12 protein-coding genes and 1 pseudogene are annotated in these 15,326 nt (G+C 63.9%); 4 read left to right on the top strand and 9 right to left on the bottom strand.

Translation table 11 applies throughout. From position 1 onward, the window contains the following. Positions 1-26: 26 nt before the first annotated feature. The 8 genes and pseudogenes from ACLRDN_RS06885 to ACLRDN_RS06920 all read right to left on the bottom strand — a co-directional run bounded on the left by ACLRDN_RS06885 (position 27) and on the right by ACLRDN_RS06920 (position 7,603). Positions 27-1,124, bottom strand: a complete 1,098-nt coding sequence (locus tag ACLRDN_RS06885; protein WP_034330116.1) for a BMP family ABC transporter substrate-binding protein — start codon at positions 1,122-1,124, stop codon at positions 27-29. A gap of 114 nt (positions 1,125-1,238) precedes the next feature. Then, the gene (locus ACLRDN_RS06890) at positions 1,239-2,096 is read right to left on the bottom strand and encodes an ABC transporter ATP-binding protein (RefSeq protein ID WP_413459535.1); all 858 of its coding nucleotides are present in this window, start codon (positions 2,094-2,096) and stop codon (positions 1,239-1,241) included. Further along, positions 2,093-2,941, bottom strand: a complete 849-nt coding sequence (locus ACLRDN_RS06895; RefSeq protein WP_413459536.1) for an ABC transporter permease — start codon at positions 2,939-2,941, stop codon at positions 2,093-2,095. The genes ACLRDN_RS06890 and ACLRDN_RS06895 overlap by 4 nt, the downstream gene beginning before the upstream one ends. A 7-nt stretch (positions 2,942-2,948) precedes the next feature. Next, positions 2,949-3,962: an ABC transporter substrate-binding protein gene (locus ACLRDN_RS06900; RefSeq protein ID WP_413459537.1), complete on the bottom strand. Its 1,014-nt coding sequence runs from the start codon at positions 3,960-3,962 to the stop codon at positions 2,949-2,951. 22 nt (positions 3,963-3,984) lie between these two features. Next, entirely contained in the window at positions 3,985-5,814 is a 1,830-nt protein-coding gene (atzF, locus tag ACLRDN_RS06905) for an allophanate hydrolase (RefSeq protein WP_413459538.1), read from the bottom strand. A gap of 327 nt (positions 5,815-6,141) precedes the next feature. Next, entirely contained in the window at positions 6,142-6,423 is a 282-nt protein-coding gene (locus tag ACLRDN_RS06910) for a helix-turn-helix domain-containing protein (protein ID WP_413459539.1), read from the bottom strand. Beyond that, positions 6,420-6,758 (bottom strand): annotated as a pseudogene (locus tag ACLRDN_RS06915) (type II toxin-antitoxin system RelE/ParE family toxin). Before ACLRDN_RS06915 ends, ACLRDN_RS06910 begins: the two are co-directional and overlap by 4 nt. A gap of 119 nt (positions 6,759-6,877) precedes the next feature. Further along, complete coding sequence (locus tag ACLRDN_RS06920) at positions 6,878-7,603, bottom strand: 16S rRNA (uracil(1498)-N(3))-methyltransferase (RefSeq protein WP_039788649.1); 726 nt, start codon at positions 7,601-7,603, stop codon at positions 6,878-6,880. A gap of 162 nt (positions 7,604-7,765) precedes the next feature. On the opposite strand from ACLRDN_RS06920, the gene tkt reads away from it, so the two are divergent. The 4 genes from tkt to ACLRDN_RS06940 all read left to right on the top strand — a co-directional run bounded on the left by tkt (position 7,766) and on the right by ACLRDN_RS06940 (position 12,289). Then, on the top strand, positions 7,766-9,808 hold the full coding sequence (gene tkt, locus ACLRDN_RS06925; RefSeq protein ID WP_413460357.1) for a transketolase: 2,043 nt from the start codon (positions 7,766-7,768) through the stop codon (positions 9,806-9,808). A gap of 14 nt (positions 9,809-9,822) precedes the next feature. Continuing rightward, on the top strand, positions 9,823-10,350 hold the full coding sequence (locus ACLRDN_RS06930) for a GNAT family N-acetyltransferase (RefSeq protein ID WP_198516518.1): 528 nt from the start codon (positions 9,823-9,825) through the stop codon (positions 10,348-10,350). Positions 10,351-10,542: 192 nt separating this feature from the next. After that, positions 10,543-11,556: a type I glyceraldehyde-3-phosphate dehydrogenase gene (gap, locus tag ACLRDN_RS06935; RefSeq protein WP_075257511.1), complete on the top strand. Its 1,014-nt coding sequence runs from the start codon at positions 10,543-10,545 to the stop codon at positions 11,554-11,556. A 226-nt stretch (positions 11,557-11,782) separates the two neighbouring features. Further along, on the top strand, positions 11,783-12,289 hold the full coding sequence (locus ACLRDN_RS06940) for a hypothetical protein (protein ID WP_413459540.1): 507 nt from the start codon (positions 11,783-11,785) through the stop codon (positions 12,287-12,289). Positions 12,290-12,422: 133 nt separating this feature from the next. On the opposite strand, the gene glnE is transcribed toward ACLRDN_RS06940, so the two are convergent. Continuing rightward, positions 12,423-15,137: a bifunctional [glutamate--ammonia ligase]-adenylyl-L-tyrosine phosphorylase/[glutamate--ammonia-ligase] adenylyltransferase gene (glnE, locus tag ACLRDN_RS06945; RefSeq protein WP_413459541.1), complete on the bottom strand. Its 2,715-nt coding sequence runs from the start codon at positions 15,135-15,137 to the stop codon at positions 12,423-12,425. Positions 15,138-15,326: the final 189 nt, after the last annotated feature.

Consider the following 15,326-nt stretch of genomic DNA (forward strand, 5'->3'; position numbering starts at 1 on the left):
GACCGTCCTGCATCAAGGATCAGCAATCAGACCTGGCCGACCACGCCGGCCACCAGGTAATTCATCTTCTCCAGCGCCACGTCGGTCTGGACCTGGGTGGTGCCGGCCGGGATCACGGTATTGCCCTTGTTGTCCTTGATCGGTCCCTTGAAGATCTGGAACTTGCCGGCCAGCATCTGCGCCTTGATCTCGTCGGCCTTCTTCTTGGCCGGTGCGCTCACGGCTGCGCCATAGGGCGACATCTTGACGAAGTCGTCCTTCAGGCCACCGCGCAGGAAGTTGATCATCGGCTTGCCTTCCAGCGTGGCCTTGACGATCTCGGTATAAGGCGTGGCCCAGTTCCACTCGGCACCGGTGAGGTAGCCCTTGGGCGCCAGCGAGGCCTGGCTGGCGTGGTAGCCGGTGGTCATGATGCCGCGCTTCTCGGCCGTCTCCACGATCACCTTGGGGCCATCGACGTGACAGGTGATGACATCGCAACCCTGGTCGATGAGGCTGTTGGCAGCTTCGGCTTCCTTGACCGGCAGCGACCAGTCACCGGTGAAGATGACGTGGCAGGTGATGGACGGATCGACCGACTGCGCGCCCAGGGTGAAGGCGTTGATGTTGCGCAGGACCTGCGGGATCGGCTTGGCGGCGATGAAGGCCAGCTTCTTGCTCTTGCTCATGTGGCCGGCCACCACGCCCGAGAGGTATTCGCACTCTTCGATGTAGCCGAAGAAGCTGCCCACGTTCATCGGATGCTTGCCGGCGGTCCACAGGCCGCCACAGTGGGCGATGCGCACCTTGGGATATTTTTCTGCAATCTTGAGAACGTGCGGATCGAAGTAGCCGAAGGAAGTCGGGAAGAGCAGGGTCGCGCCATCCTGCTGGATCATGGCTTCCATGGTCTTTTGCACGGCCACGGTCTCGGGCACTTTTTCTTCCTCGATCACCTTCACGCCGGGCATCTTCTTGATGATGGCGGCGGCCTGCGCATGCGACTGGTTGTAGCCGAAGTCGTCGCGCGCGCCGACGTAGATGAAGCCGACGGTCAGCGGGCCTGCGGCCAGCAGTTCCAGCGGGAAGGCAGCGCCCAGTGCGGCAGCTCCGGACAGTTTCAGAAAATCGCGGCGGTTTTGCATGTTGTTGCTCCAGTGTGATCGTGGATGGTTGGGGTGGGGCAAGGCGAGACAAATTCGGTACTTCTTTCCGGGCAGGATTCCGTACTTGAGTCTGTACAGGATCCGGTACGGCAATCAGGACAGCGTCAGCGAACCCGGTGCCTGCATACGCGCCGGCTTGCGCACTTCGCGCTGGAAAATTTCCATGGACAGTTTCTTGGCCGCGATGAAGCCGGGCTGCGACAGCGTCTCTACCGTGCGCGGCCGTGGATCCTGGTAATGCAAGATGTCTGCCACCGCCGTCGGGCGCTTGGTCAGCAGCAGGATCTGGTCGGCCAGGTAGACCGCCTCTTCCAGGTCGTGCGACACCAGCACCATGGTGGTGCCGGTCTGCAAAAAGACCTGCTGCAGCTTCTCGCGGATGAAGAGCGTCATCTCGAAATCCAGCGCCGAGAAAGGTTCATCGAGGAACAGCACCTCCGGCCCCGGTGCCAGGGCACGCATGATGGAGGCCGTCTGCTGCTGGCCGCCCGAGAGTTCATAGGGATAGCGCATCAGGTCGAACTTGACGTCGAAGGACGCCACCAGTTCATCGACGCGGTGCTTGATCTCGGCCTTGGACTTGCCCTCCAGCTTCAGGGGATAGGCGATGTTGTCGATGGTGCGCAGCCACGGGAACATGGCATCGCGGTAGTTCTGGAACACATAGCCGATCTTGGTCTGCGCCAGCGATTTGCCATCGAACAGGATCTCTCCGGCATCGATGGGAATGAGCCCGGCGATCATGTTGATGAGCGTGGACTTGCCGCAGCCATTGGGCCCGAAGACGGAGACGATCTGCTGCTTGGGAATATCCAGGTCGAAGTTTTCATACAGCGGCCAGCCGGCGAAATACTTGGTCAGGCCGCGAATGGTGATGTGGGTGCCTGGCGGCCCGGGAACGAAGGGCGTTTCCGGGGGCAGGTCTACTTTGGGGCTGATCACGACGCTCATCTTCCGCTCCAGTGCACGATGCGTTTTTCAATGACGATGAAGACCACGTTCAGGGCATAGCCCAATGCGCCCGCCGAGAGGATGGCGGCATACATCTCGCGCACGTTCAGGACCTGCTGGGTATCAATGATGCGGTGGCCCAGGCCGTTTTCGGAGCCGATGAACATTTCCGCCACGATCACGATCACCAGCGCCATCGAGACCGCGCTGCGCAGGCCGACGAAGCTGGCTTGCAGGCTTTCCCAGATCAGCACGTCGCAGAAGATGCGCCAGCGCGAAGCGCCCATCACCTTGGCTGCCATCACCCGCTGCTTGCGCGCATTGAGCACGCCGTAAGCGCTGTTGAAGAGCACGATCAGGAAAGCCCCGAAGGCCGCGATGGCGACCTTGTTGATGTCGGAGACACCGAAGATCAGCAGGAACAGCGGAATCAACGCGGAGGAGGGCGTGGAACGGAAAAAGTCGATCAGGAATTCCACGCTGCGATAAGCACGCTCGTTGCTGCCCAGGAGCACACCGATGGGAAGACCCAGCACGGCGGCAATGGCAAAGGCTTCCAGCGTGCGGATCACGGTGACGGTGAAGTCCAGCAGCAGCGGTCCCCCGGCCAGTCCCTTGAGCATGGCCATGAGCGTGGCTTCCGGAGGGGGCAGCAGGATGGCCTTGATCCAGCCGGCGCGCACCACCAGGTCCCAGATCACGAACAGCGCGATGGGGCCGACGATGGGCAGCAGGCGGCCCAGGGCCGGGGCCTTGCGCGGCGCTTTAGGCGCTGGCGCACCGGTGGACGCCGGGGCGGCGGGCTTGGGCGCCACGGTCACGGCAGGAGCGATGGTCTCGTTCATGATGACCTCAGCCCTTGTAGATCAGGTTGTCGACCACGATGCGTTGCGAGAACACGCCCTTCTCGACGAACAGGTCGTAGAACTTCTGGAAGTAGGCCAGGTCGCTGGGCTTGAACTCGTTGTAGAGCATGTAGGCCGCCAGCGGCACTTCATTGGTGAGCGAACCTTCAATGGCGGTATAGCCCTTCAGGTAAGTGCGGGCCTGGTCCGGATTGTTGCGCACCAGCTCGATGCCGCGCGCATAGGCGGCGATGTACTTGCGCGCCAGTTCGGGATTCTTCTTGATGAATTCGGTGGTCAGCGCGGCAGCGCCGCCGTGCCAGGGGGCCATCGGATCGCCCAGGATGTACTTGGCGATCACGCCTGCTTCCAGCACGCGGGTGCTGTTGTTCATGCGGCCCACGGTGCCGGTGGGTTCCAGCGTATAGGCGGCATCGACCTGGCCGGCTGCCAGCGAAGCGACGTGCTGGCCGATGGGCAGTTCGACTACGGTCGCGCCAGTGGCACCGGCGCGTTCGAGTACCGTCTTGGCCAAGGTGACGTTCTGGATGCCGGGGCCGGAAGCGACCTTCTTGCCCTTGAGGTCGGCGATCGATTTGACTGGGCTGTCCTTGGGTACCAGGAATTCATCCAGGACGTATTTGGCATTGCTGGGATTGGTGGCAAAGATCTTGAACAGGCCCGGCTGGGCGATTTCGCCAATGGCCAGGTTGCCGGCCCCGGTGCCGTTGGCCGAGCCATCGGCGCGGCCCGCCAGCATGGCTTCCATCACCTGCTGGGCCCCGGCGAATTTGAGGGCTTGCACTTCTAGCCCGGCCTGCTTGAAATAACCCGCTTCCACGGCGGCATAGAAGGGCAGGCCGGCGGCCACCGGCCAGTAGCCGATGCGGATGGGCACCGTCTGCGCGCGCAGGATGGCCGGGGCACCTGCGATGGCTGCGGTGGCGGCAACGGCGCCCGCCTTGGCGATGAAGCTGCGGCGGTTGGCATCGTGGACAGCGGTTGGGTTGTTCTTTTTCATGAGCAGCTCCGTGGTGAGGGTGTCAGTTCAGCGAATGGAGGTAATTGACCCAGCCGCCGTGGTGGGTGATGTCGGTCGCGCCCGCGATGCCGGCCGGCTCGCAGATGAAGCCCTTGACGCTGCTGCCGTCGGCCAGCTCCACTGTGCCGATGCCCAGCGGCGCCGGGATGGCGGCGACGAAGCCGCCGAACTGGCGCAGCGGCATTTCCCACACTTCCACCGCGATGGCCGCACCATCGCCTTCAGTGCGGGCCAGGCCCGGCTTGGGCGGCGTGGTACCTGCCAGGGCGTAGAGACGGTAGTGGGCAGCAGTGCGGGTGACGGCCACGCGGCGCGCACCGGCTTCCAGCAATTGCCAGTTCAGGGGCTGGCCGGCCAGGTGGGCGCCGACCACGCAGACCTTGATGGTGCTTTCATTGAAGGGCAGCGGAGCGGCCGCAATGGCATCGGCTTGCGCCGCGCCGCCCAGTTGCTGCTGCAGGCGTGCGCCGGCTTCGGCCAGCAGGTGGTCGGCACCGGCCGGGCCGATCAGGGTGACGCCGGCGGGCAGGCCATCGCGCCGCCACACGGCGGGGATGGCCAGGGCCGACATGTCCATCAAATTGACGAAGTTGGTGTAATGGCCCAGCTGCGCATTGCGCGCCACGGGATCGGCCTCGACTTCGGCGATGGTGGGGAAGGTGGTGGTAGTCGGCACCAGCATCAGGTCGCTGCCTTCGAGCAGGTTTTCGGCCTGGCGGCGCAGGTCGGCCAGGCGGTACTGGGCGTTGAAGCTGTCCACGGCATCGTAGTCGTCGGCCTGGGCGGTGATCTGGCGCACCACCGGGTGGATGGCTTCCGGGTTCTCCAGGAAGAAGTCGCCCAGCGCGGCGCGGCGCTCGGCCACCCACGGGCCCTGGTACAGCAGTTGCGCGGCGGCGCTGAAGGGGGCGAAGGGGATCTTCGCCAGGCTTACGCCGGGGAGGGCGGCGATTTGCGCCAGGCTGCGTTCCCAGGCTTCTTGCGCGACGCTGTCGCCAAAGAATTCACATTGCTCGGGAATGGCAATGCGATAACCCCGGCGCTTCACGCCCAGCATGGTGGGGCGGCGCGAATAGCCATCCTCGGCATCGAAACCGGACGCGCTGTGCAGCACGCGCCAGGCATCGGCCACGTCGTGGGCGAAGATGGAGATGCAATCCAGGGTGCGGCAGGCCGGGACCAGGCCGCGTGCGCTGATGAGGCCCTTGGTCGGTTTCAGGCCGACCAGGTGATTGAAGGCGGCCGGCACGCGACCAGAACCTGCCGTATCGGTCCCCAGCGAAAACATGACCTGGCCCAGCGCCACGGCCACTGCCGAACCCGAGCTGGAGCCACCGGAGACATATTCCGGCTTGATGGCGTTGCGTACCGCGCCGTAGGGGGAGCGCACGCCGACCAGGCCGGTGGCGAACTGGTCCAGGTTGGTCTTGCCCACCAGCAGCGCGCCAGCGGCCTGCAGGCGCTGCACCACGGTGGCGCTCTCGCTGGCCAGGCGGCCGAATTCGGGACAAGCCCCGGTGGTGGACATGTCGGCCACGTCGATGTTGTCCTTCACGGCGAAGGGGATGCCGAACAGCGGCATGCTCTCCAGCACGGCTTCGCCCTTGATCTGCAGCATCAGGTCCAGCGCGGCGGCCTGTTGTTTCAGTTGTTTGGACGGCACCCGGCTGATCCAGACTTCATCGCGTCCGGCGCTCTCGATGCGGGCCAGCAGTTCGGCCACCACCTTGCCCGGTGTGCTGCGGCCTTCTCGATAGGCCGCCAGGGTGGCGGCAATGGTGTTCGTGGCGGCCTCGGGGGCGGCTTGCTGCAGGGCGTGGGTGGCGGTCATATTGGATATTCAAACTTGAATACAAGATTGAATATCTTTAAGCAGGAGGCGTGCCAGCTCGTCCGTCACACGGCTGAAAAATGGGAGAAGGCTTCACTACGCGGGTTTGCGAGGTGAAGTGCTGGAAGGCAAGTTGAAAGAGGGCAAATGAAGAGTTTTGTCAGCGAGACAAAATGGGGAGGCGTGCGCCGAACTTGGACGTCCGTAGTGGCGGCCTGCACGGGAATCAGGCAAGTTGATCGTCGATGCCAAGTATGTTCACCGTGGCAACAAGGTTGAGACCCAGGCGGCTGCGCGCGTGTCGTCAAACGAGGAGCCCCGGGATACTCAGGCAGATTCGATCACACGCATTTCAATGTGCAGGCCGGCGGCCGTGGCCATGTTCACCAGCGCATCGAGTCCGAACAGGTTGATCTTGCCTCGCATCAGGTCGGAGACACGCGGCTGAGTCACCCCGAAGAGCTTGGCGGCTTGGGCCTGGCTCATTTCCGTGCGAGTGAGGTGGTTCTTGAGTGCCGTCATGAGGACAGAACGCAGCTTCATGTTTTCAGCTGCTTCCGGAGTGTCCTCGATGGTATCCCAGATGCTGGAAAATCGTTGCTTGCTCATTGCCCTAACTCCTTCAACAAATCGCGGTAACGCTTTGCGGCCAGGTCCAGATCTGTCTTGCTGGTCTTCTCTGTCTTCTTCTGGAAGCAGTGAAGTACATAGACGGCATCGGCGAACTAGGCAATATAAATGACGCGGAACGCGCCGGAGGCGTCCCGGATCCTAATCTCCTTCACGCCTTGGCCCACGGTGATCATGGGCTTCCAATCGTCCGGCTCCTGGCCGTTTTGTACCTGGTCCAGCTGATGACCCGCTTCCCGCCTTGCCTCAAGTGGAAAGGCTCGAAGGTCATCGAGGGCGCTGCCTCGGAACTCGACGGGTTTGCGATCGGACATGCGGCAATATACAATTTTTTATATATTTCCGCAACGGGGTCGCCGAATCATTGGTTCACAAAGAGGGAAATCCCGGAAACCGGCCGGGCCGCCGGAAAATTACCCGGATGAAGCTTTCTTCAAAGCTCTCCCCACACCGCATTCAAGGCAGCCAGTGCCGCCAGCCCGGCGGTCTCGGTGCGCAGTACCCGGCTGCCCATGGACAGCATCAGCGCGCCCTGGGCGCAGGCCAGGTCTTCTTCTTCCTCGCTGAAGCCGCCTTCAGGGCCGACCATGACAGTCACGGCCTGCGGCGGATGGTGGCGCGCCCAGCCTGACAGCGGCTCGGTCCCGCGCGGGGAGAGCAGGATGCGGCGATGCAGGTCGCTCTGGGCGATCCAGCGTTTGAAGTCAGTGACTTCCCCCAGGTGCGGCAGGCGATTGCGGCCGCATTGCTCGGCAGCAGCATGGATGATGCCTTGCCAGTGCGCCTGTTTCTTCTCGGCGCGGTCGCCCGAGAGCCGCACCACGCAGCGCTGCGCGGCCAGCGGCTGCAGGGCGGTGGCGCCCAGTTCCACGGCTTTCTCGACGATCCAGTCCATCTTCGAACCTTCAGGCAGGGCCTGGGCCAGGGTCAGCGCATAGGGCAGTTCGGCCTCGCGGGGTGAAAAAGTCTTCACTTCGGCATGGGCGCGCTTCTTTTCGAGGGTGCTCAGGCTGGCGGTGTATTCGCCGCCTTCGCCATTGAACAGTGTCACCGTATCGCCCGGTTGCAGGCGCAGTACCTGGATGTGATGGGCAATCTGCTCCGGCAGGACCAGGGCGGAGCCGATGCCGAGGGGGTGCGGGAAGTAAAAGCGGGGCATGGGGGCAGGGTCCTGGGAGAAGAAGATCAAAAAACCATGAAAAATGTTGTCAGTCCGGTCAGGGGCTGGTCCCGAATTTTAATCCCCCCGGCGCACTCTGGTAAAATACGGGCCCGCGCCGTTACCCGGTCTTCCGGGCCGGCGCATTGGCTTGAACATCCGATTTGTGCGCCCGCGGCGCCCCCCAGCACAGCAAACACTGACCTCGACATGATTTCCACTCTCCCCACCGACAAGATGGCCAACGCGATCCGCGCGCTGGCGATGGACGCAGTACAAAAAGCCAATTCCGGACACCCGGGCATGCCGATGGGGATGGCCGAAATCGCAGTGGCCCTGTGGGCCAAGCACTATCGCCACAATCCGTCCAACCCGCACTGGGCCAACCGCGACCGCTTCGTGCTCTCCAACGGCCACGGCTCGATGCTGCAGTACGCATTGCTGCACCTGACCGGCTATGACCTGTCGATGGACGACATCAAGTCCTTCCGCCAACTGCATTCCAAGACCGCCGGCCACCCGGAAGTGCACATCACCCCGGGCGTGGAAACCACCACCGGTCCGCTGGGCCAGGGCATCACCAATGCGGTGGGCATGGCGCTGGCTGAAAAGCTGCTGGCCGCCGAATTCAACAAGCCCGGCCTGGCGGTGGTCGATCATTACACCTACGCCTTCGTCGGCGACGGCTGCCTGATGGAAGGCATCTCGCATGAAGCCTGCTCGCTGGCGGGCGTCTTGAACCTGTCCAAGCTGATCGTGCTGTATGACGACAATGGCATCTCCATCGACGGCCACGTCGAAGGCTGGTTCAAGGACGACACCCCGAAGCGCTTCGAAGCCTACGGCTGGAACGTCATCCCGGCCGTGGACGGCCACAACGTCGAGGCCGTCAGCGCCGCCATCCACCAGGCCAAGCTGGCCGACAAGCCGACCCTGATCTGCTGCCGTACCGTCATCGGCAAGGGTTCGCCCAACCTGGCCGGTACCGACAAGGTCCACGGCGCCGCCCTGGGCGACAAGGAAATCGCCGCCGTGCGCGAAGCGCTGGGCTGGACTTCCGCTCCGTTTGAAATCCCGGCTGATGTTTACTCCGCCTGGGATGCCAAGGCCACCGGTGCCGACTTCGAAGCGAACTGGAAGCAAACCTTCGACAGCTACGCCGCCCAATACCCGGCTGAAGCCGCTGAACTGCTGCGTCGCCTCAAGGGCGAGCTGCCGGCCGCGTTCGCATCGACCGTGACCGCCTACATCAATTCCACGCTGGAAAAGAAGGAAACCATCGCCACCCGCAAGGCCAGCCAGAACGCCATCCAGGCTTACGCGCAGGCGCTGCCGGAATTCCTGGGCGGCTCGGCCGACCTGACCGGCTCGAACCTGACCAACTGGAAGGAATCGGTGGCCGTGCGCGCCGACCAGCGCGGCAACCACATCAACTACGGTGTGCGTGAATTCGGCATGAGCGCCATCATGAACGGCATCGCCCTGCATGGCGGCTACCTGCCCTTCGGCGCGACCTTCCTGACCTTCTCCGACTACAGCCGCAATGCCCTGCGCATGGCGGCGCTGATGAAGACCCGCGCGCTGTTCGTGTTCACCCACGACTCCATCGGCCTGGGCGAAGACGGCCCGACCCACCAGTCGGTGGAACACGTCTCCAGCCTGCGCCTGATCCCCAACCTGGACAACTGGCGTCCGTGCGACACCACTGAAACCGCCGTGGCCTGGGCTGAAGCGATCAAGCGCCACGATGGTCCGAGCACCCTGATCTTCTCGCGCCAGAACCTGCCCTTCCAGGAGCGCACCGACGCCCAGGTCAAGGACATCGCCCGTGGCGGCTACGTGCTGCGCGATGCACCCAATGCCAAGGTGATCCTGATGGCCACCGGTTCCGAAATCGAACTGGCCACCAAGGCCGCTGACGCCCTGACCGCTGAAGGCATCGCCGTACGCGTGGTGTCGATGCCCTCCACCGACGTGTTCGACCGCCAGGATGCGGCCTACAAGGCCTCCGTGCTGACCCGCGGCGTGCCGCGCGTGGCCATCGAAGCCGGCGTGACCGCCTTCTGGCACAAGTACGTGGGCCTGGAAGGCGCCGTGGTCGGGATCGATACCTTCGGCGAATCGGCCCCGGCTGGCGTGCTGTTCAAGCACTTCGGCTTCACCGTCGAGAACGTGGTGGCCAAGGCCAAGGCAGTGCTGGCTTGAGCAGTCTGGTGCCCATGACTGAAGAAGTCCTGTTCCGCCGGGCCAGGAAGGGCGATGCGGCGTCGATCGCCGGCGTGCGCATCGACGCCTGGCGCGCCGCCTATCGCGGCCTGGTGCCCGACAGCTACCTGGATCACCTGAAGCCCGAGGAAAGCGTCAAGCTGTGGGAGCAGGTGCTGGAAGCGTCCTCGGACGCCGCCTGCACCTTCGTGGCCGAAAGCGGGGGCGAGATCATCGGCTTCGCTTCCGGCATGACCCTGGCCGAATCGCGCTTCGGCTGCGATGCCGAGCTGACCGCCATCTGCGTGCTGCCCGATGAGCAGCGCAAGGGACTGGGCAAGCGGCTGCTGGCCAATGTGGCGGCCACCCTCATCGGTGCCGGTGCGACCGGCCTGATGGCCTGGGTGCTGAGCAAGAACGAAGGCGCCGGGGAATTTTTCGAGTCGCTCGGGGCCGAAAGGCTTTATGAACAAACGTTCACCTGGGATGATGGCAGTGAACTCGACGAGATCGGTTTCGTCTGGCGCAAGCTTCACTCCTGAGCGGGTGAGGGCGCCACGAGATTGACCGGCAGGATCAGCAGGGCAAAGAGGGACGGCAAGAACAACTGAACAAAAAGGCCGGAAAAGAAGGATCCATGTCCGATCGGCGGCTCCGAACAGGGGCAAGCTGAGGGCCTGGTCGCTTTCCCGACTACCGGTTTGCATTGATTTTTACTACTTGAGGAGAAGAGCATGGCAATTCGCGTAGCAATCAACGGTTATGGCCGCATCGGCCGCAATATCCTGCGCGCTCACTACGAAGGCGGCAAGAAGCACGACATCGAGATCGTCGCCATCAACGACCTGGGCGACCCGAAGACCAATGCCCACCTGACCCAGTACGACACCGCCCACGGCAAGTTCCCGGGCACCGTGACCGTGGATGGCGACTCCATCGTCGTCAACGGCGACCGCATCAAGGTGCTGGCCCAGCGCAACCCGGCCGAGCTGCCCTGGGGCGAGCTGGGTGTGGACGTGGTGCTGGAATGCACCGGCTTCTTCACCACCAAGGAAAAGGCCAGCGCCCACATCAAGGGCGGTGCCAAGAAGGTGATCATCTCCGCGCCGGGCGGCAAGGACGTCGATGCGACCGTTGTCTTTGGCGTGAACCACGGCGTGCTCAAGGCTTCCGACACCGTCATCTCCAACGCCTCGTGCACCACCAACTGCCTGGCACCGCTGGTGCAGCCGCTGCATGACAAGATCGGCCTGGAAAACGGCCTGATGACCACCGTCCACGCCTACACCAACGACCAGGTGCTGACCGACGTCTACCACGAAGACCTGCGCCGCGCCCGTTCGGCCACCCAGTCCATGATCCCGACCAAGACCGGCGCTGCCGCCGCCGTCGGCCTGGTGCTGCCGGAACTGAACGGCAAGCTGGATGGCTACGCCATCCGCGTGCCGACGATCAACGTGTCCATCGTCGACCTGTCCTTCGTGGCTTCGCGCGACACCACCGTGGATGAAGTCAATGCCATCCTGAAGGCCGCTTCCGAAAGCGGTCCCCTGAAGGGCATCCTGACCTACAACACCGACCCGCTGGTTTCGGTGGACTTCAACCACAACCCGGCATCGTCCAACTTCGACGCTACCCTGACCAAGGTCTCCGGCCGTCTGGTGAAGGTGTCGTCCTGGTACGACAACGAGTGGGGCTTCTCCAACCGCATGCTCGACACCACCGTCGCCCTGGCCAACGCCAAGTAAGACGCGTGTTCTGCCGCACCGGCCGGGGTTGCCTGGCCGGGAGCGTCAATTTCAGGGCTGTTTCGGCTTCTTTTCCTCGTATGCAAGCTTGCTTGCCAAGGTGAAAATAGACCAATCAGCCTGCAAAAGGATCAGAAGGCTGTTGCAGGCACTGCTTGCAATGGCCTTTTGTCCGTTTGCGCATGGCCTGTCCACAACAAGAGCAACCGACCCAATGAGGGAACGCATGTCAGCAAGCTCATCCCAGGCCCGCCGCCTGTTGGCCAACCTGGCCCTGATTTCCGCCGTCAGCTTCTCGCTGTCCGCGTGCGACTACATCAGCAGCTTTTCCAAGCCCAAGCAGACCCCGGAAGAAGCCAAGGCCGAAGGCATCGCCCTAGGCGCCGGCTGCCGCCAGGCCGGCCAGAGCCTGGAAGACTGCTACCAGCGCAATCCCGAGGCCCTGAAGGCCGGCATCTTCACCGGCTGGAAGGACATGCATGAATACATGGCCGCCAAGGGCATCCAGACCGTGACCCCGCCGGCGCCTGCGGCCGAACCGGCCAAGGACGACGCCAAGGCCAAGGACGGCAAGGACAAGGATGCCAAGGACAGCGACCGCAGCCGCGCCCGCGAGCGTGATGCCAACCGCGACAACGGCCGTTCGCGCGATCGCGAGAGTTCTTCGTCCTCGCGCGATGGCGGCAGCGATCGTCGTGCCAGCCGCGAAGAGAAGACGCCGCCCAAGTATTGAAAACGGGTGAGCCGGGATGCAAGGCACAAGCCTTGTGGCCCCTCCGGTAGACAGGCAAGCAGGCACGTAAAGGAAAGCGGGATGGACCCACTGAGGTCCATCCCGCTTTTTCATTCATGCTCCAGCCGGTGGATCAGCCGAAGACCTGCTGCCACAGCCGGATCACGCAAGCCCGTTCATGTTCCACCCGGATTGCATCGATGTGAGCGCGGTCCGAGCCCTGCAGGCGAATCTGGTGCTGCAGCTTGCGGAAGAGGCGATAGGCATTGGCCGCCTCGGCCGCCAGCAGGGCGTCAATCAGCCCGAGCTGGCCGGCCAGCTTGAGCAGGGCGATGTTGCCGATGTCGCCGGTCAGTTGCGGATGGTCGCAGGCATGGCGCAGCACCAGGTACTGCACCATGAACTCGATGTCGATCATGCCGCCTTCGTCGTGCTTCAGATCGAACATCATGCTGCGGTTGGGATGGGCGTCACGCATGCGGCGGCGCATGGACATGACTTCTTCTTCCAGCTTGTTCACGTCGCGCGGCTGGCGCAGCACGCGCTCGCGCAGCGCTTCGAAGCGCTCGCCGATAGCCGCATCCCCGGCGCAGAAGCGCGCCCGGGTCAGGGCCTGGTGCTCCCAGATCCACGCAGCATTGAGCTGATACTTCTCAAAGGAGGAGACCGGCGACACCAGCAATCCGCTGGCCCCATCCGGCCGCAGCGCGATGTCGATGTCGAACAGGGTGCCGGCCGGGGTGTGGCTGGTCATCCAGGTGATGAAGCGCTGGGCCAGCTTGGCGTAGAGGCCGGGGGCATCCTGGTCGTCATCGTCGTAGAGGAAGACCACATCCAGGTCCGAGGCATAACCCAGTTCCTTGCCGCCCAGCTTGCCGTAGGCGATCACGGCAAAGCGCGGCACCTCGCGGTGGCGCTGGGCGATGGTTTGCCAGACCGCCTCGATGGTGACCTGCACCAGCACGTCGGCCAGGGCCGAGAGTTCGTCGGCCAGCTTTTCCACCGACAGGTCGCCCTCCAAGTCCTGGGCCAGCAGGCGGAACTGTTCGGCGTGGTGCAATTCGCGCAGGATGTCGAGCTGGCGTTCGGTATCGCCCTCGGCCGTGGCCAGTTGGCGGCGGCAGGTGTCGGCAAAGGCGTTCCAGTCGGAGGCCACCTTGAGGTTGCGGTCGTCCAGCAGTTCGTCGAGCAGCAGCGGATGGCGCGTCAGGTAGGTGGCGGCCCAGCCGCTGGCGCCGATCATGCGCACCAGGCGCTGCAGGGCATACGGATATTCGGTGAGCAGGGCCAGGTAGGCCGCGCGGCGGGCGATCGCCTCCAGGAAATCGAGCAGCCGCCCCAGTGCCGGCAACTGGTCGTAGTGCAGCGCCGCCAGCAGCGGCAGGCCATTGTTGATGACGGTATTGAGCCGGTTGCGGCTGGCCTCGGGCAGGCTTTGCATGCGTGGCGACTGCCAGGTCAGGTGCAGGCGGCGCGCGCCATCCTCGATGTCTTCCTCGGGAAAGCCGACCAGGCGCAAGGCATCGGTGAGGCCTTCCAGGTTGTCGTTCTCGCTCACGGCGCAGGTGGGACCTTCGTTGTCACCTTCTGATTGCTTGTCGGCGAAGATGGCATCGAACTGCGCGGCCACGATGGCACGCTGGCGTTCCAGCGCCTGCAGCAGCGCCGCACTGTCGGGGTAGCCCATCATGTTGGCCACCAGCAGCAAGTCGTCGGGATTGACGGGCAGGGTGTGGGTCTGCGCATCTTCGAGGTATTGCAGGCGGTGCTCCAGGTCGCGCAGGAAAGTATAGGCGTCCAGCAGTTGCTCCACCACGTCAGGCGCCAGCAGTTCCTTGGCCGCCAGGGTGCGCAGGGTGGTGCGGGTGGAGCGGTCGCGCAGTTCGGGGTCGCGTCCGCCGCGGATCAACTGGAAGACCTGGCTGGTGAATTCGATCTCGCGGATGCCGCCCCGTCCCAGCTTGACGTTGTTGCTGCGGTCGGGGTGCAGGGCTTCCTGGCGCTTGACCTCGGCGCGGATCTGGCCGTGCATGGAGCGCAGCGCGTCAATGGAGCCGAAGTCCAGGTAGCGGCGGAAGATGAAGGGCCGGCTGATCGCCTCCAGGGTCGCGATGTCTTCTTCCGTGCCCGTCAGCGCCCGGGCCTTGGTCCAGGCGTAGCGCTCCCATTCGCGGCCCTGGCGCACCAGGTATTCCTCGACCATGTTGAAGCTGGCCACCAGCGGACCGGAGTTGCCGTTCGGGCGCAAGGCCATGTCGACCCGGAAGGTGAAGCCATCCTCTGTGATCTCGGCCAGCGCGCCGATGAGCTTTTTGCCCAGGCGCACGAAGAATTCATGGTTCGACAGCGATTTCTGGCCGGCCTCGGCGCGGGTGTCGCCGTCTTCCGGATAGACGAAGATGAGGTCGATGTCGGAAGAAACGTTCAGTTCGCCCCCGCCCAGCTTGCCCATGCCCAGCACGATCATCTCCTGCGGCCGGCCGGATTCTTCACCTACGGGTGTGCCGTACAGCGCCGTCTGTTCCTGCATCAGGGCCCCCAGGTGGGTTTGCACGGCGAAGTCGGCAAAGCCGGTCATGGTGGCTACCACCTCGGCCAGATCGGCGCGGCCATCGAGGTCGCGGGTGATGAGGCTGCAGATGATGAGATTGCGCAGACGCCGCATGGCTGCCGGCAGGCTCAGGCCGGCTTGCAGGTCCTGCGCCAGGCGCTGCTGCATGGCGGCGCGGTCCATGGGGGACGCGGCGGCCTCGGCGACCAGGGCCGGGCGGGCAGGATCGGCTTGAGTCCAGCGGGTGTAGTAGCGCGAAGTGGAGGCGTCGACCAGGGAAGGATGATGAACAGGCATAAGAGACCGCAAAGCTCCACGACAAGGTGTAAAAGGAAGAAAACCCGCGCTCCCCGGCTCAAGTCCTGCCCGGCCCTCGCCGACAATGCAGGCAAAGCTGACCGCAGGCTGAAGCCGGACTGACTTGGCGCTGACAAAGCACGCCAACAAGAGCGCCAAAAAGAGCGAATCAGGCGATTCTAGCCTCCC

The organism is Herbaspirillum huttiense (genome assembly GCF_047300815.1).
Taxonomy (GTDB): Bacteria; Pseudomonadota; Gammaproteobacteria; order Burkholderiales; family Burkholderiaceae_D; genus Herbaspirillum; species Herbaspirillum huttiense_A.

Excerpts from the sequence above, each read along its gene's own strand:
- ACLRDN_RS06885 (WP_034330116.1), bottom strand. The coding sequence starts at position 1,124 with ATGCAAAACCGCCGCGATTTTCTGAAACTGTCCGGAGCTGCCGCACTG.
- ACLRDN_RS06890 (WP_413459535.1), bottom strand. The coding sequence starts at position 2,096 with ATGAGCGTCGTGATCAGCCCCAAAGTAGACCTGCCCCCGGAAACGCCC.
- ACLRDN_RS06895 (WP_413459536.1), bottom strand. The coding sequence starts at position 2,941 with ATGAACGAGACCATCGCTCCTGCCGTGACCGTGGCGCCCAAGCCCGCC.
- ACLRDN_RS06900 (WP_413459537.1), bottom strand. The coding sequence starts at position 3,962 with ATGAAAAAGAACAACCCAACCGCTGTCCACGATGCCAACCGCCGCAGC.
- atzF (WP_413459538.1), bottom strand. The coding sequence starts at position 5,814 with ATGACCGCCACCCACGCCCTGCAGCAAGCCGCCCCCGAGGCCGCCACG.
- ACLRDN_RS06910 (WP_413459539.1), bottom strand. The coding sequence starts at position 6,423 with ATGAGCAAGCAACGATTTTCCAGCATCTGGGATACCATCGAGGACACT.
- ACLRDN_RS06920 (WP_039788649.1), bottom strand. The coding sequence starts at position 7,603 with ATGCCCCGCTTTTACTTCCCGCACCCCCTCGGCATCGGCTCCGCCCTG.
- ACLRDN_RS06930 (WP_198516518.1), top strand. The coding sequence starts at position 9,823 with ATGACTGAAGAAGTCCTGTTCCGCCGGGCCAGGAAGGGCGATGCGGCG.
- gap (WP_075257511.1), top strand. The coding sequence starts at position 10,543 with ATGGCAATTCGCGTAGCAATCAACGGTTATGGCCGCATCGGCCGCAAT.
- ACLRDN_RS06940 (WP_413459540.1), top strand. The coding sequence starts at position 11,783 with ATGTCAGCAAGCTCATCCCAGGCCCGCCGCCTGTTGGCCAACCTGGCC.
- glnE (WP_413459541.1), bottom strand. The coding sequence starts at position 15,137 with ATGCCTGTTCATCATCCTTCCCTGGTCGACGCCTCCACTTCGCGCTAC.